20 protein-coding genes and 2 pseudogenes are annotated in these 21,460 nt (G+C 71.6%); 9 read left to right on the forward strand and 13 right to left on the reverse strand.

What is annotated here, in order from left to right:
* The first annotated feature begins 43 nt into the window (after window positions 1-43).
* Complete coding sequence (locus ACFWIS_RS15025) at window positions 44-1,825, forward strand: gamma-glutamyltransferase family protein (RefSeq protein WP_380455933.1); 1,782 nt, start codon at window positions 44-46, stop codon at window positions 1,823-1,825.
* Window positions 1,826-1,889: 64 nt separating this feature from the next.
* On the opposite strand, the gene ACFWIS_RS15030 is transcribed toward ACFWIS_RS15025, so the two are convergent.
* The 3 genes from ACFWIS_RS15030 to ACFWIS_RS15040 form a co-directional block, all read right to left on the reverse strand.
* Entirely contained in the window at window positions 1,890-2,945 is a 1,056-nt protein-coding gene (locus ACFWIS_RS15030; protein ID WP_380455935.1) for an LLM class flavin-dependent oxidoreductase, read from the reverse strand.
* A 248-nt stretch (window positions 2,946-3,193) separates the two neighbouring features.
* Window positions 3,194-3,583, reverse strand: coding sequence for an SCO5389 family protein (locus ACFWIS_RS15035; RefSeq protein ID WP_380455937.1), 390 nt, complete (start codon window positions 3,581-3,583; stop codon window positions 3,194-3,196).
* 103 nt (window positions 3,584-3,686) lie between these two features.
* Window positions 3,687-5,231 (reverse strand): MFS transporter, encoded by a 1,545-nt coding sequence (locus tag ACFWIS_RS15040; RefSeq protein WP_380455940.1) that lies wholly within the window; start codon window positions 5,229-5,231, stop codon window positions 3,687-3,689.
* 277 nt (window positions 5,232-5,508) lie between these two features.
* Here ACFWIS_RS15040 and ACFWIS_RS15045 point away from each other — a divergent pair, with 277 nt between their 5' ends.
* The 5 genes from ACFWIS_RS15045 to ACFWIS_RS15065 all read left to right on the forward strand — a co-directional run bounded on the left by ACFWIS_RS15045 (window position 5,509) and on the right by ACFWIS_RS15065 (window position 10,131).
* Window positions 5,509-6,582 (forward strand): HEAT repeat domain-containing protein, encoded by a 1,074-nt coding sequence (locus tag ACFWIS_RS15045; protein ID WP_380455942.1) that lies wholly within the window; start codon window positions 5,509-5,511, stop codon window positions 6,580-6,582.
* A 70-nt stretch (window positions 6,583-6,652) separates the two neighbouring features.
* Entirely contained in the window at window positions 6,653-7,186 is a 534-nt protein-coding gene (locus tag ACFWIS_RS15050; protein WP_380455944.1) for a GNAT family N-acetyltransferase, read from the forward strand.
* A gap of 207 nt (window positions 7,187-7,393) precedes the next feature.
* Complete coding sequence (locus ACFWIS_RS15055) at window positions 7,394-8,089, forward strand: TetR/AcrR family transcriptional regulator (protein WP_380455947.1); 696 nt, start codon at window positions 7,394-7,396, stop codon at window positions 8,087-8,089.
* 265 nt (window positions 8,090-8,354) lie between these two features.
* Window positions 8,355-9,500 carry an FAD-dependent oxidoreductase gene (locus tag ACFWIS_RS15060; protein WP_380455950.1) on the forward strand — a complete coding sequence of 382 codons (1,146 nt, stop codon included), beginning with the start codon at window positions 8,355-8,357 and terminating at the stop codon, window positions 9,498-9,500.
* Between the two features lie 235 nt (window positions 9,501-9,735).
* Complete coding sequence (locus ACFWIS_RS15065; protein ID WP_380455953.1) at window positions 9,736-10,131, forward strand: hypothetical protein; 396 nt, start codon at window positions 9,736-9,738, stop codon at window positions 10,129-10,131.
* 67 nt (window positions 10,132-10,198) lie between these two features.
* On the opposite strand, the gene ACFWIS_RS15070 is transcribed toward ACFWIS_RS15065, so the two are convergent.
* Window positions 10,199-11,257: a hypothetical protein gene (locus ACFWIS_RS15070; protein WP_380455956.1), complete on the reverse strand. Its 1,059-nt coding sequence runs from the start codon at window positions 11,255-11,257 to the stop codon at window positions 10,199-10,201.
* 186 nt (window positions 11,258-11,443) lie between these two features.
* Here ACFWIS_RS15070 and ACFWIS_RS15075 point away from each other — a divergent pair, with 186 nt between their 5' ends.
* Complete coding sequence (locus ACFWIS_RS15075; protein ID WP_380455957.1) at window positions 11,444-12,229, forward strand: site-specific integrase; 786 nt, start codon at window positions 11,444-11,446, stop codon at window positions 12,227-12,229.
* Between the two features lie 446 nt (window positions 12,230-12,675).
* On the opposite strand, the gene ACFWIS_RS15080 is transcribed toward ACFWIS_RS15075, so the two are convergent.
* From ACFWIS_RS15080 to ACFWIS_RS15100, 5 genes are all read right to left on the reverse strand, one after another.
* On the reverse strand, window positions 12,676-12,942 hold the full coding sequence (locus tag ACFWIS_RS15080) for a metal-sensitive transcriptional regulator (protein WP_380455959.1): 267 nt from the start codon (window positions 12,940-12,942) through the stop codon (window positions 12,676-12,678).
* Between the two features lie 64 nt (window positions 12,943-13,006).
* Window positions 13,007-13,879, reverse strand: a complete 873-nt coding sequence (locus ACFWIS_RS15085) for a sulfite exporter TauE/SafE family protein (protein WP_380455960.1) — start codon at window positions 13,877-13,879, stop codon at window positions 13,007-13,009.
* The gene (locus tag ACFWIS_RS15090; protein ID WP_380455963.1) at window positions 13,876-14,460 is read right to left on the reverse strand and encodes a rhodanese-like domain-containing protein; all 585 of its coding nucleotides are present in this window, start codon (window positions 14,458-14,460) and stop codon (window positions 13,876-13,878) included. Before ACFWIS_RS15090 ends, ACFWIS_RS15085 begins: the two co-directional genes overlap by 4 nt.
* Before the next feature lie 201 nt (window positions 14,461-14,661).
* Complete coding sequence (locus ACFWIS_RS15095; protein WP_380455965.1) at window positions 14,662-16,047, reverse strand: rhodanese-like domain-containing protein; 1,386 nt, start codon at window positions 16,045-16,047, stop codon at window positions 14,662-14,664.
* 151 nt (window positions 16,048-16,198) lie between these two features.
* Window positions 16,199-16,516: a rhodanese-like domain-containing protein gene (locus ACFWIS_RS15100; RefSeq protein ID WP_380455967.1), complete on the reverse strand. Its 318-nt coding sequence runs from the start codon at window positions 16,514-16,516 to the stop codon at window positions 16,199-16,201.
* Window positions 16,517-16,719: 203 nt separating this feature from the next.
* Here ACFWIS_RS15100 and ACFWIS_RS15105 point away from each other — a divergent pair.
* A pseudogene (locus ACFWIS_RS15105) lies at window positions 16,720-17,282 on the forward strand (IS5 family transposase); the annotation flags it as partial.
* A gap of 59 nt (window positions 17,283-17,341) precedes the next feature.
* On the opposite strand, the gene ACFWIS_RS15110 reads toward ACFWIS_RS15105, so the two are convergent.
* From ACFWIS_RS15110 to ACFWIS_RS15125, 4 genes and pseudogenes are all read right to left on the reverse strand, one after another.
* Window positions 17,342-18,067, reverse strand: coding sequence for a hypothetical protein (locus tag ACFWIS_RS15110; protein WP_380455969.1), 726 nt, complete (start codon window positions 18,065-18,067; stop codon window positions 17,342-17,344).
* A gap of 103 nt (window positions 18,068-18,170) precedes the next feature.
* A pseudogene (locus ACFWIS_RS15115) lies at window positions 18,171-18,331 on the reverse strand (thiol reductase thioredoxin); the annotation flags it as partial.
* A gap of 31 nt (window positions 18,332-18,362) precedes the next feature.
* On the reverse strand, window positions 18,363-19,646 hold the full coding sequence (locus ACFWIS_RS15120) for an MFS transporter (RefSeq protein WP_380455972.1): 1,284 nt from the start codon (window positions 19,644-19,646) through the stop codon (window positions 18,363-18,365).
* Window positions 19,647-20,187: 541 nt separating this feature from the next.
* Window positions 20,188-20,733, reverse strand: coding sequence for a hypothetical protein (locus ACFWIS_RS15125; protein WP_380455974.1), 546 nt, complete (start codon window positions 20,731-20,733; stop codon window positions 20,188-20,190).
* A 197-nt stretch (window positions 20,734-20,930) separates the two neighbouring features.
* Between ACFWIS_RS15125 and ACFWIS_RS15130 the strand changes: the two genes are divergently transcribed.
* Window positions 20,931-21,458, forward strand: coding sequence for a ferredoxin (locus ACFWIS_RS15130; RefSeq protein ID WP_380455977.1), 528 nt, complete (start codon window positions 20,931-20,933; stop codon window positions 21,456-21,458).
* Window positions 21,459-21,460: the final 2 nt, after the last annotated feature.

Consider the following 21,460-nt stretch of genomic DNA (forward strand, 5'->3'; position numbering starts at 1 on the left):
CGAAGACGGGCCCTGGAGCCGCACGGGCACGGAGGGGGTAGCGATGTTCACGACCCGGCCGACACTGCAGGGGACCTTCGGGATGGTGTCCTCGACGCACTGGCTGGCCTCGGCGGCCGGGATGGCGGTGCTGGAGGACGGCGGGAACGCCTTCGACGCCGCGGTGGCGGCCGGCTTCACCCTGCAGGTGGTGGAGCCGCACCTGAACGGACCGGCGGGGGAGGTGCCGATCATCCTGGCGCCGGCGGACGGGCCGGTGCGGGTGCTCTGCGGTCAGGGGCCGGCACCGTCGGGGGCGGGCATCGGGCACTACCGCGCGCTCGGCCTCTCGCTCGTCCCCGGGACGGGACCGCTGGCGGCCGCCGTGCCCGGGGCCTTCGACGCCTGGCTCCTGCTGCTGCGCGACCACGGCACCCGGCGGCTCGCCGACGTGCTGCGCTTCGCGATCGGCTACGCCGAGTACGGGCACCCGGCGGTCGAGCGGATCGGGACGACCGTCGAGACGGTGCGGGAGCTGTTCGAGAAGGAGTGGACGACCTCGGCGGAGCTCTACCTCCCCGGCGGGCGGGCGCCGCAGCCCGGCTCGCTGCTGACCAATCCGGCGCTCGCCGCGACCTGGCGGCGGCTGATCCGGGAGGCGGAGGCCGCCGGGAGCGGACGAGAGGCCCAGATCGACGCCGCCCGGCGGAACTGGCGGGAGGGCTTCATCGCCGAGGCGCTCGCCGACTTCGCCGCCCGGCCCGCGATGGACACCTCCGGCGAGCGCCACCCGGGCACCCTGACCGGGGACGACCTGGCGGCGTTCAGCGCGCACTACGAGGAGCCGGTGACGCACACCTGGAACGGCTGGACGGTCGCCAAGCCGGGCCCGTGGAGCCAGGGTCCGGCGTTCCTCCAGCAACTCGCCCTGCTGCCAGCCGACTTGGGGGATCTCGACGAAGCCGACTACGTGCACACCCTGGTCGAGGGCACCAAGCTCGCGATGGCCGACCGCGAGGCCTGGTACGGCGACGCGGCCGAGGTGCCGATCGGGGCACTGCTCTCGCCCGGGTACAACCACGCCCGGCGCGCCCTGATCGCGGATCGGGCGTCCCACGACCTCCGGCCCGGCAGCCCGGACGGGCGGGCGCCCCGTCTCGCGGAGTTCGTCGGCGTCCAGGACCCGTCCGAGCGGGACGCCCCCGGGACGGGCGAGCCGACCGTCGGCACGGACGGCACCACCCGCGGCGACACCTGCCACCTGGACGTGGTCGACCGCTGGGGCAACCTGGTCTCCGCCACCCCGAGCGGCGGCTGGCTGCAGTCCAACCCGGTCGTCCCGGGCCTCGGCTTCCCGCTCGGCACCCGGCTCCAGATGGCCTCGCTCACCCCCGGACTGCCGAACTCCCTCACCCCGGGCCGCCGTCCGCGTACCACCCTCTCGCCCTCGCTCGCCCTGCGTGACGGCCGACCCGTGCTGGCCTTCGGCACCCCGGGGGGTGACCAGCAGGACCAGTGGAGCCTGCACTTCCTGCTGGCCGTCGCGCTGCGCCCGCCGGTGCGCGGCGGGCTCGACCTCCAGGGCGCGATCGACGCCCCGAACTGGCACACCGAGGGCTTCCCCAGCTCCTTCCATCCGCGCCGCAGCCGGCCCGGCAGCCTGTTCGTGGAGTCCCGGCTCGGCCCGGACACCGTCGAGCGGCTGCGCCGGCGCGGGCACCACGTCACGGTCGGGCCGCCGTGGTCGGAGGGGCGGCTGTGCGCCGTCGCCCGTGACCCCGAGACCGGGGTGCTCTCGGCGGGCGCCAATCCGCGCGGGATGCAGGGCTACGCCGTCGGCCGGTGAGCGGTGAGCGGTGAGCGGTGGACGCTGGGCAGGCTGCGGCCAGGTGATCGGGTGCGGCGGCCGTTCAGCCCTGTCCGGGTGCCGAGGGCGACCAGCCGAGGGCGGGTCCCAGCCGGGTGGCGAGGTCGGTGAGGATCTGCACGTAGTCCTGGTGGTCGAAGCTGAACGGCAGCGCGAAGGCGACCTCGTCGACCTCTCGGTAGCCGGCGTGGGCGTGCAGCCGTTCGGCGAGTTCCGCGGAGCTGCCGACCAGGTCGGGGGCGAACAGCAGCCGGGCCGGGCCCTGCGGGGCGAGGGTGCGCGGGGTGCGGGCGAGGGCGTACGCCCGGTACTTGGCGCGCTGCTCCGGGGTGGCGCCGTCGGTGGGGATGACCACCAGGCCTTGGGAGACCCGGGCGCGCTCGCCGTCGGGGTGGTGGGCGCGGAAGGCGCGGATCTGCGAGGCCTGGATGCGGGCGAAGTCCGGTGCGGCGGCGTCGGGTTCAGCGCCGTCGGGTTCGGGCTTGACCACGCTGCTGGTCAGCAGGTTGAGCCCGTGCTCGCCCGCCCAGCGGGCCGAGCGCAGGCTGGCGGCGCCGTACCAGAGCCGGTCGGCCAGGCCGGGGGAGTGCGGCTGGACGCGGCGCGAGTACACCTCGATGCCCTCGGTGCCCGCGAAGTCGGAGGCGTCCTCGCCGCGCACCAGGGCGAGGAAGCGTTCGGCGCGGGCGGGGCTGAAGTCCTCCTGCTCGCCGGTGTCGGGGTAGAGGGCGCCGCGCACGTGCTCGTAGTGGACGGGCGGGCCGACGCTGAAGCCGGGGTTGAGCCGGCCCCCGGAGAGCACGTCGACGGTGGCGAGGTCCTCGGCGAGCCGCAGCGGGTTCTCCCAGCCGAGCGGGGTGACGGCGGTGCCGAGCTGGATGTGCCGGGTGCGTTGGGTGGCGGCGGCGAGGACGGCGACGGGGGAGGAGATCCCGTACTGGAGGTGGCGGTGGCGCAGCCAGGCGCTGTCGAAGCCGAGCTGCTCACCGAGGGTGATCAGTTCGAGGGTGGATTCGTGGCCTCGGTGCGGGTCGGCCTCGTCGAAGAGCCCGATGGTCAGGAAGCCGAGTTTCCGCAGCGGGCGTGGGGAGGTCGGCATGGTGGCGGCTCCGCGTGGGCTCTTGCGGCCCCGGTGGGGGCCGGACGGGTGGTGCCCGTCGACCGTACGCAGGCCGTCCGCGGCGCCACAAGATCGGCGCACGATCCGGACAACGGTTCGCAACCCGACGCAACCCGACGCAACCCGGCGCAACGGGCGGAAACGCGGCGCCGGGTCGCGCCCCGCTCCGGCGGCCCCCGTCCCAGGAGGGCGGGCGCCCGCCGGAGCCGGGCGCGGGGCCGGGGGGATCAGCAGCTGCGCAGCTCCGGGCTCTGGTTGCGGATCTGGTTGTGCAGCGAGGTGAACTCGCGGTACGCCTCGCTGGACTCCGTCCCGGGGCGGAAGGCGCCGACCCGGTGGCAGTTGACGAAGGCCAGCTTCACGCCGAAGTGCTCCTCCAGGCTGCCGCGGATGGCGTTGCTGGCCAGCGCGCGCAGCAGCTGGGCGCGCTGCTGGTCGCTGGGCGTGGTGTTGTCGGTGGTGAACTCGTCGCCGGTGGCCGCGAGTTCGGTGCTGAGCCCGGCGACGACCTGGTAGGCGTACGGGAGCGAGGCGCGGACGGTGTCGAGGAAGTCGGCCTGCTCCACGTGGCCGGCGCGGGCCTGGTCGAGCAGGGCGGGGGAGACGTCGAGCGACATGGGGGTCCTCTTTCGCGGGCGCGCGCTGGGCGCGGACGGGGAATGGTTAACGAAGATGAAAACCATTTGCGTAAAGGACTGTCCTGGACGCCCCGACGCCCTGTCAAGTACCGCCCCCCGAAGGGCTGACGTGCGCCGCCTCGGGCACCCGCCGCACCTTGATGACGAACACCGCGATCAGCACCGCCAGCGACGCGAACACCAGCCCCAGCTGGAAGGCCGTCGCGATGCCGTGCACCAGCACCTCCGAGGAGTACGGCGCCGGCAGGTTCCCGCTCGCCTTGAACTGGAGGGCCTGCCCCGGCGTCGCCTGCCGCAGGAACGCCCCGACCTGCTGCTTGGCCTCGTTGCGGCTGGCGGTGCCGTACACCGTGACCAGGATCGACAGGCCGAGCGAACCGCCCACCTGCTGCGTGGTGTTGAGCATGCCGGTGGCCGCGCCGGTCTCGTTCGGTGCCACGTGCGAGACGGCGGTGAGCATCACCGGCACGAAGATCGAGCCCATCCCGAAGCCGAACAGCAGTGTCGGTCCGAGGATGCCGTCCGCGTAGGTGCTGTGGACGTCGATGCGGGTCGCCCAGAACACCCCGCTGAGGACCAGGACCGACCCGGTGACCAGGAACGGCTTGGGGCCCCACCGGATCTGGTTGCGCGCGGCGAACTGGGCGGCCGCGACGATGGCCACGCTGATGGGCAGGAAGGCGAAGCCCGCGCGCAGTGGGCTGAACCCGAGGATCTCCTGCACGAACAGGGTGATGAAGAAGAAGATGCTGAACATCGTCGCGGCCACGCACAGCATCAGCCCGTACGCGCCGGAGCGGTTGCGGTCGCGGAACAGGTGCAGCGGGGTGATCGGCTGCGCCACCCGCCGCTCGTTCAGCAGGAAGGCGGCCAGCAGCAGTACGGCCAGGCCGAAGGCGGTCAGCGTGACGGCGTCCGTCCAGCCGTGGTCGGAGGCCCGGATGAAGCCGTAGACCAGGGAGACCATGCCCGCGGTGGCGGTGAACGCGCCGGGCAGGTCGAAGCGCCCGGGGTGCCGTTCGGATTCGTTGATGTAGAGCGGCGCCAGCAGCGCGATCGCGATGCCGATCGGCACATTGACGAACAGCACCCAGCGCCAGGACAGCCAGGAGGTCAGCATGCCGCCGAGCAGCAGACCCACCGCACCGCCCGCACCGGCCACGGCGGAGTAGACACCGAAGGCCCGGTTGCGTTCCGGGCCCTCCTTGAAGTTGGTGGCGATCAGCGCCAGCGCCGTGGGCGAGGCGATCGCGCCGCCCACGCCCTGCAACGCCCGGGCCGCCAGCAGCCAGGGGGCGTTCTGGGCGACCCCGCCGAGCAGCGAGGCCAGGCTGAACACCAGCACGCCGACGATGAACACCCGCCGGCGCCCGAGGATGTCACCGGCCCGCCCGCCGAGCAGCAGCAGCCCGCCGAAGGTCAGCGTGTAGGCGTTGATCACCCAGGACAGGTTGGTGGTGGAGAAGCTCAAGGCCTGCTGGATGTGCGGCAGGGCGATGTTCACGATCGTGATGTCCAGAACGATCATGAGCTGGGTGGCCGCGATGACGGTGAGGGCTATCCCTGGGTGCTGGCCGCGTCGTGCGGACGCGGGCGGTGCGAGCGGCAGGGTGCGCGGGGTTGCCATGGCAGGGTCCCCCAATGGCGTGGGGTCGAACGACGGTGAGTGAACGGAGTCCGTTCGCTACCACCGACCGTAGCCCCGGGGAGATAGGGAACACAACCGTTCATTACCGACAACCGTCTGTTTTCGGACGAGGGCGGGCGGCGGTGCCGGTGCGAGCGCGAGGTCGAACCCTGCGGCCGTCGGCCCCGCATGGGCGGTGCAGTTGGTCGGAGTGCCGGTGCGGGTCCGGCGGAGAAACCCGGTGCCCGGCACGCGGCCCTTCGGGCAAGATGCGCACATGGACAACGCGGTGGGGCTGGCGGGGCGCTTGGTGACTGCGGCGCGAGTGGCGCAGGCAGCGGAGGCGGACGACGACGGCCACGCCTACTGGAATCTGGTCAGTGAGGCGGTCAAGGGGGAGGGCGAGGAGACCGCGTTGCGCTGCGGGTCGGGGCTGCTGGGGGCGGCTGATCCCCTGGAGCGGACGGTGGGCTGCGACCTGGTGGGATACGCGGCCGACGGTGCGCACGAGTCCCTGCGTCGCGAGGCGGCCACCGCCCTGATGGCGCTGGCCGAAACGGAGACGGAGAGCTGCGTGCTGAGCTCCCTCGTCTGCGCCCTGGGCCGGACGCAGGACCCGCGCGCCGTTCCCCTGCTGGCAAGGCTTTCCGGACACGAGGACACCGATCTGCGGCGGCATGTCGCCTCGACCTTCAGCTCCGTCAACAGCGGACTGCCCGACGGGCCCGACATCCGGGCGCTGATCCGGCTCACCCGGGACCAGGACCCCGAGGTCCGCGAGTGGGCGGCCTTCACGCTGGGATTCCAACTGGAGCAGGACACGGCCGCCATCAGGGACGCGCTGTGGAAGTGCACCACCGATGAGTGCGGCGAGGTCCGGGAGGAGGGCGCGCGAGGGCTGGCCGTACGGCACGACCTGCGAGCCGTCCCACTGATCGCGCAACTGCTGCACTCCGACGGCTGGTCCCACCACTTCACCCTGCACGCGGCGGCAGTCCTGGGCGTCCCCGAACTCCTGTCGGCTCTGGCCGCCTGCGAGCCCGACCCACCCGCAACCGACCAGGCCATCGAGGCCTGCGACCCGGTACGGCGAGCCCGGATCGAGGACGACGCCTGGACGGTCGTCGTGGAGTTGGAGCGGCTCCGCCCCGACATCGGCGCGGCACTCAGCTCACCGCGCTACCAGCCCGTGCACGGGATGACAGTGACCCATCGGGGGACGGTCGACGCGGCCTACGACGTGGCCCCGCTGCTCACCCGTGCCGGAGGGGACCCGGTACGGGCGGCCGAGCTGGTGGTGGCCGACCTCACCGGTCCTTCGAGGACCGGGGCGGCGTCGGCGAACTCTTGACGTTACTCCGTCAACACTGTGGTGGTGGGCCGATTGTCGATGAGGCCCTCGCCTCCGGCAAGATGGGCCCATGACCGAGATCCACACCCCCCGCCTCCTCCTCCGTCGCTGGCGTGACGACGACCTCGCGCCGATGGTGGACATCAACGCCGACCCGGAGGTCATGCGGTGGATCGACGACGGCTCGGTGCGCGACCTCGACGAGACGGCTGAGGCCATCGAGAGGTGGGAGGAGGAGTGGGACGACGAGGGCTTCGGCCTCTTCGCCGTCGAGATGCTGGCCTCGGGTGAGCTGGCCGGCTTCACGGGTCTGTCCATGCCTGAATTCCTGCCGGAGGTGCTGCCGGACGTGGCGATCAGCTGGCGGCTCGGCCGACAGTTCTGGGGTCAGGGATACGCGTCCGAAGCCGCCCAGGCCACCCTGGAGTTCGCACTCCAGGATCGTGGCCTCGACCGCGTCATCAGCATCAACCGAGTGGGTGACGACGCCTCTGAGAACGTCATTCGCAAGCTCGGCATGGTGCCGGAACGTGAGACGGAGCACCCGGTGTACGGCTATCCGCTGCGCGTTCACGCCATCGATCTCACCGAGTACCAGGCGTGAGCCGGCCGATCCGCCGGATCGCCACAAGATCGCGGGCCGCCGTCCGAACCTCCCCGGCCGCATCGATCGCCACCGGGTGAGACGCCTCGACCGAGGCGCGCGTGTGCCTCGGAACCGGCTGCGGCGCAGGGCGCCGGTGGGCATGAGGGCCGCCGACTGTGGTGGCTGGCCCGAGGCCGTTCCGAACATGTTCGTTACGATCGGGCCATGGACGTGAGACGAGGACCGGTCAGCCGCCGCGAGCGCCCCGCGAAGGCTGCGCTGACCCGGCAGGGCATCGTGGAGACGGCCGTGCGGATCATGCGCGCGGAGGGGCTGGAGAAGGTGACCATGCGTCGCCTCGCCCAGGAGCTGGACACCGGACCGGCCTCGCTGTACGTCTACGTGGCCAACACCGCGGAACTGCACGCGGCCGTCCTGGACGCGCTGCTGGGCGAGGTGGACCTGGCCGCCCGGGAGGCGGGGGAGGGCTGGCGGGAGCAGCTCTTCGCGGTGCTCGCCTCGTACACCCGGGTCCTGTTCGAGCACCCGCAGCTCGCCCGCTCGGCCCTGGTCGCCCGCCCCAGCGGCGAGAACTACCTGCGCCTGGTGGAGCGGATCCTCGGCCTGCTGGCCCGCAGCGGTGCCGCCCGGGAGCAGGCGGCCTGGGGCGTCGACATCCTGCTGCAGCACGCCACCGCCACGGCGGCCGAGCACGGCACCCAGCAGCGCGACGCCGCCTCGCGCGAGGACTGGGACGCCTTGACGCAGGCTGTACGGTCCGCGGGCGAGGCCACGCATCCGATGATCAACGCCCATATGCCGGCCCTGCTCGTCGGTACGGGTGAGGACCGGCTGGCCTGGGGCTTCGACGTCCTGGTCAACGGCATCATCCGGACGCCCCTTCCCGGCACGGCCGGCTGACCGTCCCCCGAAACGGCCCCGGGCACCCCCGCCCCGGGGCCGTTTCGCATGTGCCGGCACCGTGCCGCCGGCGCCTGTTCGCGCCTGTTCGCGCCTGTTCGCGCTTGGTGTCGCCCGGTGGCACGCCCTGTGGCGAACTTGTTCGTGACGAACATGTTCGTTACGGTGGAGCGGTCGGGCACGACGCCCGGCGGCGACGGCCGGGCGCGGGGCACCACCGCCCGCCGGCCGGCGCCCGGCACCACGGGCTCCCGGAGGCATCCGCATGAACACGCACGTCCCCATCGCGATCATCGGCGGCGGCCTGGGCGGTCTCACCGCCGCCCGGGTGCTGCACGTCCACGGCATCCAGGCCGCCGTCTTCGACCAGGAGGCGGGCGCCGAGGCCCGCTCGCAGGGCGGCATGCTCGACATCCACGAGGAGAACGGCCAGCAGGCACTGCTCGCCGCCGGCCTCCACGACGACTTCCGCGGGATCGTCCACCCGGGCGGCCAGGCCCTGCGCCTCCTCGGCCCGGAGGGCACCGTCCACCTGGCCCAGGAGGACGACGGGACGGGCGGCCGGCCCGAGGTGGACCGGGGCGACCTCCGGGACCTCCTGCTGAACTCCCTGCCCGACGGCACCCTCCACTGGGGGAGGAAGGTCACCGGTGCCCGCCCGCTGGCGGCCGGACGCCACGAGGTGACGTTCGCCGACGGCACCGCCATCACCACCGACCTGCTGATCGGGGCGGACGGCGCCTGGTCGCGGATCCGGCCGCTGCTCTCGGACGCCAGGCCCGCCTACACCGGCATCTCCTTCATCGAGGCCGACCTCTTCGACGCCGACACCCGCCACGCGCGCAGCGCCGACCTGATCGGCGGCGGGTTCTTCATCTGCCTCGGCGACCGGAACGGCATCCTGGCCCACCGGGAGACCGACGGCAGCCTGCACGTCTACACCGCGCTCAAGGTCGACGAGGACTGGCTGGACACCCTCGACTTCAGCGCCGCCGGTGCGGAGGCCGCCAAGGCCGCCGTCCTGGCCCACTTCGACGGGTGGAGCGAGGACCTGCGCCGCCTGGTCGCCGACGCCGACACGCTCAACCCGCGCCGCATCCACGCCCTGCCGATCGGCCACCGCTGGGACCGCGTCCCCGGCGTGACCCTGCTCGGCGACGCCGCGCACCTGATGTCCCCGTTCGCGGGCGAGGGCGCCAACCTGGCCATGTTCGACGGCGCCGAACTCGGTCGGGCCGTCGTCGCCCACCCCGGCGACGTCGAGGCGGCCCTGACCGCCTACGAGCAGGCCCTCTTCCCGCGCAGCGAGGCGAGCGCCGCCGAGTCCGCCGCCAGTCTGGACAGCATGTTCGGCGGGGCCGGCCTGGAGAGGATGACCGCCCTCCTGACCACCGGGCCGACCGACGCCTGACGACCCGCCGTACTCTCCGGGTCGTCGTTCCCGGGTGATCGTTCCCGGGTCGTCGTTCCTGGGTCGTCGTTCCCGGGGCGAAGTGTCGGACGAACGTCCGGCCAACGTCGTTCCCCGGCCTGTCGTTGCGCTGGCAACCTGCTGTGCGGACGGACGAGGGGAGCGCCTCCGGCCGGAGGAGGCGGTGGTCCACCCGTGTCGGGTGCCCTCGGACCAACGATCCACGGAGGGAACCATGCGTCGTATCGGAACGATGATCGCCACCGCCGCGCTGGTCGGCGGCGGATTCGTCGGCATGTCGGGCACCGCGCACGCCGCCGCCCGCTACAACAACTGCGACGAGCCCGCCGCCTACTACTGCCAGTACGTCTCGACCAACTGGGGCTGGGTCCAGCTCGCGACGGAGCTCATCGGCAACCACGAGTGGGCGAAGGCGAGGGGCGGCGCCACGCCCGGGCAGTCCTGGTCCGTCTACATGGACCAGTCGAGCGACGGCGGCAGGACGTGGGACGGCTGGCTCAACACGGTCATCAACACGAGCGGCTACACCGACGAACTCCCGGACTCGGGGATCGTCACCCGGGGGTGCGTCAACGTCAACGGCTACTCGTTCTGCACCGCCTGGCACTGATCCCGGATCCGGCCGGGGTGTTCGGTGGCCGCGGCCCCGACCACCGAACACCCCGGCTCGGGCCGGCTCAGCGGCGCCAGCGGTGGAAGGTGTCCCACTCCTGGGTGATCCAGGTGCCGTCGCCGACCGGCACCACGGTGTCGACCTCGGCCATCGGGTACTCGATCCGGCCGTGCAGGGCACCGGTGGCCGGGTCGGCGAGCCAGTGGCTGTGCTCCCGCCAGTCCTGTTCGCCGAACACGTACACCGCGGCCTCGTCGTACGGGTTGTGGAGCGTCACCATCGCGGTGTCGTCGTCCACGAACCCGCTCCAGGAGGAGATGTACGGCGCGTTGTGCACCGAGCAGTCGCCGGTGCCGGGGGCCGGGAAGTCGCCCAGGGCGAGCGTGGCGGTGACCTGGTGGCCGGGCAGGCGGTGCCAGCTGACGTCCCGTCCCCTGCGGTCGACGGTCATGCAGCGGGTGTTCCCGGAGTCCGCGCCCAGGTACTCGCGCTCGCCGAGGCGCAGGGCGTCCCGGTCCTGCGGCAGCGGCCCGCCCAGCACGATGGCGCCGGACTCCCACCGGGCCGCGTAGCGGGTGTCCGCCTGCCGCCCCCCGGACACCGTCACACCGGTGACCTCGCCGTGCTCGTCCCACCGCAGGGAGACGAACCGTTCGTAGCCGCCGCACGGCAGCACGTTGCGCGCCAGCACCGCCCCCCGGGCGTCCAGGGTGAGGATCAGGGTGTGGTCGGGCAGGCCGGACGGGAGGCGCAGCCAGATCCGCAGCTCCCGGTCGGCGCCGCCCGCCGAGAACGCGAGGTAGCCCCAGCGGCCCACCTCCCAAGTACCGTACGGCTGTTCCCACAGCGTGCGGCCGTCCGGAGCGACGGCGACGTACCCCGTCGCGGTGCCGAAGACGGCGAACGACAGGTCGGGCGCCGTCCACGCCCTCAGCCACCCGACGGGCGCCGGTGCGGGGAACTCGGCCACCTGCTCCGCCCGTTCCCGCAGCTCGTAGAGGCGCAGCGACCCGGCCGTGCGGACCTCAAGCCGGGGGACGGGCCCGGTGGGGTCGATGAAGGCCCGGGCACCGGCCGGGTCCGGGATCGGGTACGTGGCCACCAGCCGCGGTGTGATCGTCATGCCGGAATCCTCTCGCAGCGTACGGCTGGCCGGACGGGGCCTACTCCGCCAGCGCCGTCAGCCGCCCGCAGGGGCGTACGAGCCGGCTTGCTGAAGGGTTGGAGTGACCTCGCGGCACGCGAGGCAGCGGCCGGTGTCCGGGCTGGGGGTCCGATCTTCCTGTCGCCGGACTACACGGTTGATCCGGTGCTGAGCCTGTACGTGCAGTCGAGGAAGTTCCGCTTCTACGAAGGAGAGACGAAGAGGAACTACGCCACCGATGTCGCACTGCTGCTGACCTTTCTGTGGGGGCGGGGCAAGTCGTGGCTCCAGACCGAGGGCCGGGACCTGAACGATTACGAGTTCTGGCGGCTGTCGGCGCCGGAGAATCCCGGGCAGGTTGGCGGAACCAAGTGGAATCGCGAGCTGGCGGCGTTCACGTCGCTGTTCGACTGGGCGAAGCGGGCGGGCTGGATCGCCGCCAGCCCAGTGGCGATGCGGGAGTTCGTGGGCCGAGACGGGACGGTGGCCGAGGTTCCGAATGTGCCGCCTGCGGGGGTGCGGTACTGCCATGGCCGAGTGGCCGCCGGGGTGGCGCGGTCGAAGGCGTCCCGGACGTTCTACGTGTCGGCCGGTGCGACCGGCGACGTGGAGACGTACGTGGAATCCTCCCGGGCGTGGGCGATCGACGGCGCCCAGCGGGCCGACCGGTACGACCAGACCTTCCTCGGCCGCGACGGCACCGTCCTGTACGACAACCCGCACGCCCTGCTCCTGTGCCTCTACCGGCACGACAAGGCGCGAAGGCGTCAGAGACGTCCCCTCCCTCGACCGGTGCGTCCCTGGCTGCGGCAACACCGTGCGTACCGATCACCACGCCACCGGGCTCCGTGCCCGCGCCGACCAGCTCGACCACCGAGCCCGGCACACCCCCGGCCCGATCGCCGAGCGCCTGCGGACCAACGCCACGCGGCTACGGTCGTACGCCGATGAGCACGATTGCACCCGCATCACCGAGCTGGAGACGCCGAGATGACCCCCGCCCCCGACGAGCGCGATCGCATCCGCGCCGCCATGCAGCGCATCCTGACCGGCACCCCGCAGAACTCCACCGGCGCGCTGACGATCGTGGCCCTCGCCCAGGAAGCCGGAGTTCCCCGCAACGCGCTGACCCAGCGGCACCCCGACCTACGCAACGAGTTCTACGACCACGTCAGGCAGCGTGGCGCCGTCCCCGACCCAGAAGCCCGCCTGCGGGCCGAGATCGCCAAGCTGAAGAAGACGATCACCTCGAAGAACGCGGGACGGAGCCGGTCAAGCACGCGACACACCGGACTACTCGACGGCGAATGGCCTGGCGTGAATGTTCGGCAGTCCCCGCGAGCAGCGCACGAGCGGCCTGTCGGCGGATGGGGTGCCGTCGGGCCGCTCGGGTTCGGTCAGGCGAGGGCGAGGAAGAGCTTCTCCAGCTCGGCCTCGGACATCGGCGGCGCGTCGCCGTCCGCAGTGGCCAGGCACTGGCGCATGCCGCTGGCCACGATCTTGAAGCCGGCCCGGTCGAGGGCCCGGGAGACGGCGGCGAGCTGCGTGACGACGTCCTTGCAGTCGCGGCCGGCTTCGATCATGGCGATGACGCCGGCGAGCTGCCCCTGGGCGCGGCGCAGCCGGCTGAGGACCGCGCTCGTCGCTTCTTCTTCCACCTTCACCGGTTTCCTCCTGGCGCATGCCTACTGCTTCCTTTCAGGATACCCCAGCGGGTATCTGTGGGAGTCAGCGGCGGATAGCGGGTTCCGGGGTGGGCGCCACCGCCCTTTCCGAGGGTGGGTTTTCGGTCCGGCGTGCGCGCCTGCGCTGGATCAGCACCCAGGCCGCGATCGCGGGAACGGCGGCCAGGACGGCCGGGCCGGTCTGGCGGCTGAGGACGAACAGGCCCATGGCGATGACGAACCAGCCGAAGCCGGTGCGCAGGGTGTGCTGGGGGATGCGTCCGGCGTAGCGGCCGCCGATGAGGCTGCCGAGGACGGCGGCGGCTGTGACGGCGAGGGCCAGGTTCCAGTCGAGGTGGGCGCCGGAGATATGTCCGGCCAGTCCAGCGAAGGAGTTCATGGCGATGACCAGGAGCGAGGTGCCAATGGCGATGCCCATGGGCAGGCCGGCCAGCAGGGCCAGCGCGGGCACGATGAGGAAGCCGCCGCCGGCGCCGAGGATGCCGGTGACCGCGCCCACGACGAGGCCCTGCAGGAGCAGGCGGTGGAGCGGGGGTTCGCCGTCCACCTGCTTCGCGGTCTTGCGGGGGCCGCGGAGCATCGCGGCCGCGGTGGCGAGCATCATCAGCGCGAACGCGATCAGCAGCACGGTGTCGGGGATGTATGCGGCGGCTCGTCCGCCGGCGTAGGCACCGACCATGCCTGCCAGACCGAAGAGTGTTCCGGTGCGCCAGCGCACCCGGCCCACACGGGCGTGGGAGATCAGGCCGGCGATGCTGGTGACGCCGACGACGAACAGGGAGGTGGTGATGGCCTGCTTGGTGTCCTGGCCGGCCAGGTAGACCAGGATCGGGACGGTGAGCATGGATCCGCCACCGCCCAGGATCCCGAGGAGGACTCCGATCAGCAGCGAGGCCGCTATGGCGAGAGTGATCACGGCCGGCTCCTCAGGGCGGCGATCACCGAGGCGATGTCGGTGCGCGGGCCGCGGTTGTAGGGGAGCTTGGCGAGCATCATGCCCATCGCGCAGGTGTTGGTGAGGGCGGCGAAGGTGAGGCCGGCTCCGACGGCGGTGCCGACCAGGTGCAGGCCGGGTATCGCGAGGCCGGCCAGTCCGGAGACGAGCACGATCGAACCGGCGATCAGCCTCACCTGGCGTTCCAGTTCCCAGCGTGCCGCCCCGCGGGTCACCGGGCCGCCGGCTGCCTCCCAGGCGGCCATGCCGCCCTGAAGGACGCGCAGGTTGGGAAGGCCGGCGGCGGCGAGCGCCTGCTCGGCCTGGGTGGCGCGGGCGCCGGAGCGGCAGATCAGGACGGTGTCCTCGTCGAGGTGGTGGAGCAGCTCGGCGCGGTGCTCGCGCAGCGTGTCCAGGGGCACGTTGTAGGCGCCGGGAATGTGGACGGTGTGGAACTCGCCGGGAGTGCGGACGTCCAGCAGGCGCGGGCCGCTGCCATCCCTGGCGAGTTCCCTCAGGGCGGCGGTGTCGATTGCGGCGGGGGTGCGGGTGGGGGTGGTCATGGGGGTCTCCATTGACGGTTCTGCCAGGCGGGCGGAATACCCGCCCGGGTATGAGTGAGGGCGTGGCGGGGCACCGGTGTCCGGCGGGGCTGTGGGGGTGGCCTGCCGCCGGACACCGGCGGTTCGGGGTGCCGGGGGCTGGCGTGCAGGGCTGATGACGGTCGGCCTGCGCGCCGGACCCCGGCGTCTATGGGGGTGCGGTCAGGCAGCGGCGGGTTCGGTGAGCAGTGCCCAGGCGCCGTAGCCGCCGAGGATGTCGGAGACGTCCTCGAAGCCGTGGTGGCGCAGCAGGCTGGCGGCGATGGAGGAGCGGTGGCCGCCTGCGCAGTGCAGGACCAGGGGGCGGTCGGTGGGGATCTCGTCGAGGCGGTTGGGCAGTTCGCTCAGTGCGATGTGCATCGAGCCGTCGATGAAGCCGCCCGCCCGCTCGGAGCAGTTACGCACGTCCAGGACCAGCGGGGGCTGGTCGCCGGCCAGGGCGGTGCGCAGTTGGTCGGCGGTGAGGCGGCTGGCGGGGGTGACCTGGTCGGGTATGGCGGCGAGGGCGTCGTCGGGGCCCAGCAGGTAGCCGGCGACGTGGTCGAAGCCGATGCGGGCGAGGCGGGTGGTGATCTCCTCCTCGCGGTTCTGGGGTGCGATGACCAGGATGCGGCTGTCGGGGGTCAGGACGGTGCCGGCCTGTTCGGCGAAGCGGCCGTCGGCGGGAATGTTGATCGCGCCGCGCAGGTGGCCGGTGCCGAACTCCTGCGGGCTGCGGGTATCCACCACGACCGCTCCGGTGGCGTGCTCGGTGTGGAAGTCCTCCAGGGACAGCGGCCGGGGTGCGGCGGTGGGGTCGAACAGGTCGCGGTGCTGGCGGTTGAGGGTGGCGTCGTAGGCGAAGTAGCCGGGTGCGGCGGACTGGCCGGCGGTGACGATGGCGACGAAGTCGTCCTCGCTCATCGGCTGGCAGGCGTAGTTGGTGGCGCGCTGGGCGCCGATGGTGGACTGCTTCTCGGTGGAGAGGTTCTTGCCGCAGGCCGAGCCGGCGCCGTGGGCGGGGAAGACCCGCACCTCGTCGGGCAGGCCCATCAGCCTGTGCTGCACGCTGCGGTAGAGCATCCGGCCGAGCTCCTCGGCGGTGACGCCCGCCGAGGCGAGCAGGTCGGGGCGGCCGACGTCGCCGATGAACAGCGCGTCTCCGGTCAGCACGCCGTAGGGGACCTCGTCGGCGGCGCGCTCAAAGACCAGGGCGCTGATCGACTCCGGGGTGTGGCCGGGGGTCTCCATGATCTGCAGGGTCACCTCGCCGAGGCTGATCCGCTCGCCGTCGGCGAGGTGGCGGATCGGGTACTCGGTCTCGGCCCGCTGCCCATAGCCGATCCAGGCGCCGGTGCGGGCGGCCATCTCCAGGTGACCGGCGACGAAGTCGGCGTGGAAGTGCGTGTTGATGACCGCCTCGACGGTGAAGCCGCGTGCCTGGGCGTCGGCCAGGTACTCGGAGATGTCCCGGCGCGGGTCGACGACCACCGCCCGTCCGGTGGACTCGTCGGCGATCATGTACGACGCCTGGGAGAGGCAGTCGAGGTAGTACTGGGCGAAGAACACGGGGAACAACCTTCCGATCGAGGACCCACACAGGGCCGGAAATACCCATGGGGGTATAGAAACAGACAGGACAGGGCCGCGGCCGGTCGGCGACGGACCGCTCAGGCACGGGGGAGCCAAGGAAAGGTGCGCCGGGTGGCGCGGGAGCGGGTCAGTGCGGGTGCGAGCCGGTGACGAGGGGGCGCCCGACGCGGGCCCAGCCGCGGGTGCCGCCGGCGACCGAGCGGGCGTCGACACCGCGGGCGCACATCCAGTCGGCGGCGACCAGGCTGCGGTTGCCGCTCGCGCAGATCACGTACACCGGCCGGTCCGCCGGGGCGTCGGCCCAGGCGGGCAGCTTCGCCAGCGGGACGAGCACCGCGCCGGGCACATGTCCCGCCTGGTACTCCTCCGGCTCGCGCACATCCAGGACGAGGCCGCCATCGGCCCAGGCCGAGGCAAAGGTGTCGAGGTCGATCTCACTGGTCACGCTAGTCCTCCATATACCCCCCGGGGCATCGTGGTTTCGAATGTAACTCCATCGCGACATCCCCGTCAAATACCCACTGGGGTATCCAGGCGAAGGCGTGATGGCGCACTTCCGTCCCGCGCCCAGGGGGCCAACTGATCGTTTCAGAATGAGTTGAGCTGCACCCCTCTGTGCTCGACGATCTTGGTCGGCAGGCTATTTGGGTGCGTGTTGATCTTGTGCCGGATGACCTGTGGGAGCGGGTGGCTCCGCTGCTGCCGCCCGCTCCCGAACGGCGCCACCGCCACCCTGGGCGACTACGGGTCCCGGACCGGGCGGCGCTGGCCGGCATCATCTACGTGCTGCGGACGGGTGTCGCATGGCGTGATGTCCCCGCGCAGGCCGTGGGCTGCTCCGGGGTCACGGCCTGGCGCCGGCTGCGGGACTGGACCGAGGTCGGCCTCTGGCCCCGCCTGCACACCTCGCTGCTGACCGAACTGCGCCGCGCGGACCTGCTGGACCTGGACGACTGTGCCGTGGACGGCTCGCACGTCCGGGCCCTCAAGGGGGGGATCACGTCGGCCCCTCACCCGTCGACCGCGCTCGCCCCGGCTCCAAGCACCATGTGATCGTGGACCGTTGCGGCACCCCGCTCGCCGTGACGCTCACCGGAGGCAACCGCCACGACGTCACCCAGCTGCTGCCCCTGCTGGACGCGATACCGCCGATCCGAGGACTGCGAGGACGCCCGCGGCGCAGGCCCCGGCGGCTGTTCGCCGACCGGGGCTGTGAGATTCCGGCTGCCCCCGGTTGCACCATGGTCCGTGGCAGCCCGAACCTACCTCGTCAGAAGTCAGGGTGAACGCGCAGGGCTGCCAGGGCAGCAGGCGCCTGGTCGGGCTTGAAGGACCAACCGGGCATACCGCCCCAGGAAATCGACGTTCGCAGGTACTCAACCAGCGTGATGCCGGGCCGGCCACCCACACCGTGGATCACCGGGTCGGCCACGTTCTGGGTCATCTCGATGTCGTGGGTGGCGCCACTGATGTTGGCCTTGTGCAACTCGTCCGGCGCGAAGTCGAAGAAGAACCCGTCCTCACCAACCTCGGGGTCGTCTTCGACGGCGTCCTGGTAATCGTCCCAGCTCTCGCGCAGATGCCCCACGTCGGGAAGCGCCAGCGGATCCGGAAGGATCGGCGCGGCGCTGTACTGGGACCCCGTGGCATAGCGCTCGTCCAGCGCCGGACAGTCTCCGGCGAACCACGCCCCGCCCACATGGCGGAAGCACGCATCAAGGGCCAAGGGCATGGAGCCGATCTCGGCCCGAAGAAGATCGAGATCCCGCAGATCTTCGGCCGTGGTTGGCTTCCGGATGGGACTGGCGGGCACGAGTCCGAGTTCAGTCAGTTGCTCCGCGAGTCGGTCCACGTGACGTGCCACCCGTTGCATCGTCGCCAGCGCCACACCTCGGCAGTCCTCATCAAGCGCGTCCGGAACGGGGCCAAGGCGGCGCAGGTCCGCCCAGACACCTTCGTGGTCACCGTTGGTGTATCGCTGCGTGTAGGAGGTCACCGAGGAACCTTGCCGAACATGAGCATCCACAGGCAAGTCTTGGATGCGCCTTGCGGCGTGCCCACGGCGCCTGTGCTTCGCCGCTCAACTCATTCTGAAACGATCAATAAGCCTCCATCTGGCGCCACACCTCGTCCATGTCCACCTCGCGCGCCTTGCCGACCAACTCCTCCAGGGCGGGCTCGGGCAGCGGCCCCGGCCTGCGCGTACGACGCCGACGCGCACCACCATCAGCGTGGGGATCGAGGTGATCTCGAACGCCGCGAGGGCAGCCCGCACCCGCGCCGGACCGGGTTCACCCCTGAGGGCGGGTCTCGTACATGCGCAGTGCAACGACGAGACCGGAGGCGGCGGTGAGGGCGGCGACGGCCCAGATCGCGGTGGTCAGGCCGTAGGCGTCGGCGAGGGCTCCGGCGAGCAGGGCACCGACGGCGAAGCCGCCGTCGCGCCACAGGCGGTAGACGCCGACCGCGCGGGCCCGCCAGGCGGGGTGGGCGACGTCGCCGATCACAGCGAGCAGGGTCGGGTAGACCATCGCGGTGCCGACGCCGAGCAGGACCTGGGCGAGCGCCCACACGGGGAGGGTGGTGCCGATGGCGACCAGGGCGATCGCGATCGCCTGCAGGAGCATGCCGGCGGTGATGAGGTGCTTGCGGCCGATGCGGTCGGACCACCAGCCGGTCAGGATCTGGCCCAGGCCCCACACGGCCGGATACAGCGCGGCGAGCAGCCCGATTCGGCCCACGCTCAGGCCGTGCGCGGCGTACAGCAGGGGGAAGATGCCCCAGGCGAGGGCGTCGTTGAGGTTGTTGACCATCCCGGCCCAGCTCGCCGACGAAAGTGCCCGGTCGGCGAGGCTGACGGCACGGGCGATCTGCCCGGTGGTCAGCTCGCCGTGGTGGTCCGGGTTCGCGGGTGCGGGGTGGAGGGCTGCCTCGGCGCGGGCGTGTTCCCGGGTCTCGCGCACCGCCAGCACGGACAGGCCGAGGCCGAGGGCGGCGTAGGCGATACCGAGGAAGAACGGCTGCGGGCGCAGGCCCCAGTGGGCGGCGATGGCGCCGGTGGCGATCGCGGTGGCGGCGAGCGCGCCGTAGCCGGCGGCCTCGTTGAGACCCATCGCCAGGCCCCGGCGCCCCGGCCCGACCAGGTCGATCTTCATGATGACAGTGGTGGACCAGGCCAGGCCCTGGTTGACGCCGAGCAGCACGTTCGCGAACACCACCCAGCCCCAGGACGGTGCCCAGATCAGCAGCAGCGGCACCGGCAGCGCGAACAGCCACCCCGCCACCAGGACCGGCTTGCGGCCGAAGCGGTCCGACAGCGTCCCGGCGAAGAAGTTCGTCACCGCCTTGGTCGCGCCGAACGCCACGATGTAGGTGAGCGCGGCGGTGTAGGCGGACAGGTGGAACATCCGGTCGGCGAGCAACGGCAAGACGGTGCGCTCCTGGCCGAGCATGCCGCCCACCAACGCGTTGACCGCGACCAGCAACGAGAACTGGGCCAGATTCGCACGCAGCCCCAACCGGAGATCACGCGCCCGCCCGACGGAGGGACGGAGGGTGGGGGTGGCGCTGCTCACGGCTCTCTTCTCCCATCAGGGCCAACCGACCGCGGTCCGGCCGTCAACGCCGCCCGAACAGCCGCCCCAGCCAGCCGCCGCCCTTTGGCGCATCCTTGCCGCAGCCGCACCGGCTGGACTTGGGCACCCCGGCCAGCACTTGCTCCACATGCATGCCGCACCCGGCATAGGACGGCTTGCCGCAGGTACGGCAGACAACGCGTCGGCACATCAACAACTCCTCACGTGACGACCCTCAGACGGGCCTCTCGCTCCACTATACCCACGGGGGTATTTTTTTGAATTCAGTGGATTCCCCCATGCTTCCGGAGCCACGGTTTGCGTCTTCTGCGAGTGGCCGCACCTTGGCCGGCACCTTGCCCAGCCGTTCACACTCCGCTGGCGGAGCCGTCGAGCCATCGCTACACCTGGCTCAACTTGCTGACTTGACAGACATCCCATGAGCTGGAGAGTCAAACGGCGAGCACGTGAGCCCACGGAGACCAGACAGTCCCCTTCCCATGGGCAGTCCGTCGTTCGGCTCGAACGGGAGAGCCGCGCATCAGCCGCAGCGGCTCTCCCGTGGCTCCAAGGAACCCACCTGTTCCATGCGCCGGATCTCCCGCTCTGCGGCTTCCAAGTGTCCGAGGTCGAGGGCCATCGCGGCACGCCCAGCGACGTAGAAGATGTCCTGGCGGATCCGACAGTCCAACCCCGGTTGGCGGCACAAGGCCAGGAACCGCACCTCGAGACTGAGTTCGATGCGGCTCATCTCGTCCCGGGCGCGGACCGGGAGTGCGGCGTGCCGGAGATCCTTGGCGTAGTCACGCGTCTGCCGGTCGGCCTCGTCAGGCCGGGCTTCCACGGGACGATAGGGGTGATCGGCCCACTCCGTGTCAGCCCACCATACGAGTTCGTCCAGGTACTCCGAGGCGACCATCAAATCCGGGGGCGAGGCGGAGAGGGCCGCGTCCGCGCCGGCAACCAGCTGGGCGAGACGGCGTCGCGCGTCGTCGTCCCCCGCCACGCACGTCACGACAAAGCCCGACAACACGTCGAGCCTGCGCGACACCTCCGCCCGCTGCCAGATCTCGTACAGTCCCGCCATCCACCATTCCCTCTTCGCCAACCGCGTCTCCGCGCCCCGAACCCTACGACGCGCCCCCGTCAGCGGGTCCAACGATTTTCCCGGGCTCAACGAACGAACCTCATGCCGGCTCGGTGCGGCGCACGATCTCCTCTCACAGCTCGTGTGTCCGCGAGCGGGGGCTTCTTGATCATTTCGGGAGCCCTTAGTCTCGGCGGATGACGCTCTACTTCGACCCGGTGGCCATCCTCGGCAACGACCGCGATGCCTTTCGGGGCCGTTGGGAAGACCGGCTGTGGCTCAACGTCCCCGGGCCCTTCTACGGCGGGGAGACCGACACCTGCTGGACGGGACGGCTCTCGGCACCCGCCCACGTCCTCTATGGAGGCGAACACCTCAGCGAGTACGTCTATCGCCAACCCAGAACGCCTGCGGACACGGCCCTGCTGGTCGAGGCGGCAGACAACGACCCGTTCCTCGGGTACGGCTGTGATGGTGACTCGCGATGGACACCGGAAACGGTTCGAGAGTGGTGGCGTAACCGCAGCCAGGTCATGCAGTACCTGTCCGAGCAGCGGAGTGAATGGGATGAGAGCGATGCCCGGGCAGGCCAGGGCATCGCCGCTGCCGTCCGCGACTTCGAGCTCTACATCGCCGATGGCCTGGCAACTGACCTGCGGATCTACCTCTACTGGCTGGAAGAGCGGCGGTCCCCCACACCCGTTGACCGGTTGCCCGAGCTGTAGTG

The sequence above is a fragment of the Kitasatospora sp. NPDC127060 genome, assembly GCF_042724935.1.
Lineage (GTDB): Bacteria > Actinomycetota > Actinomycetes > Streptomycetales > Streptomycetaceae > Kitasatospora.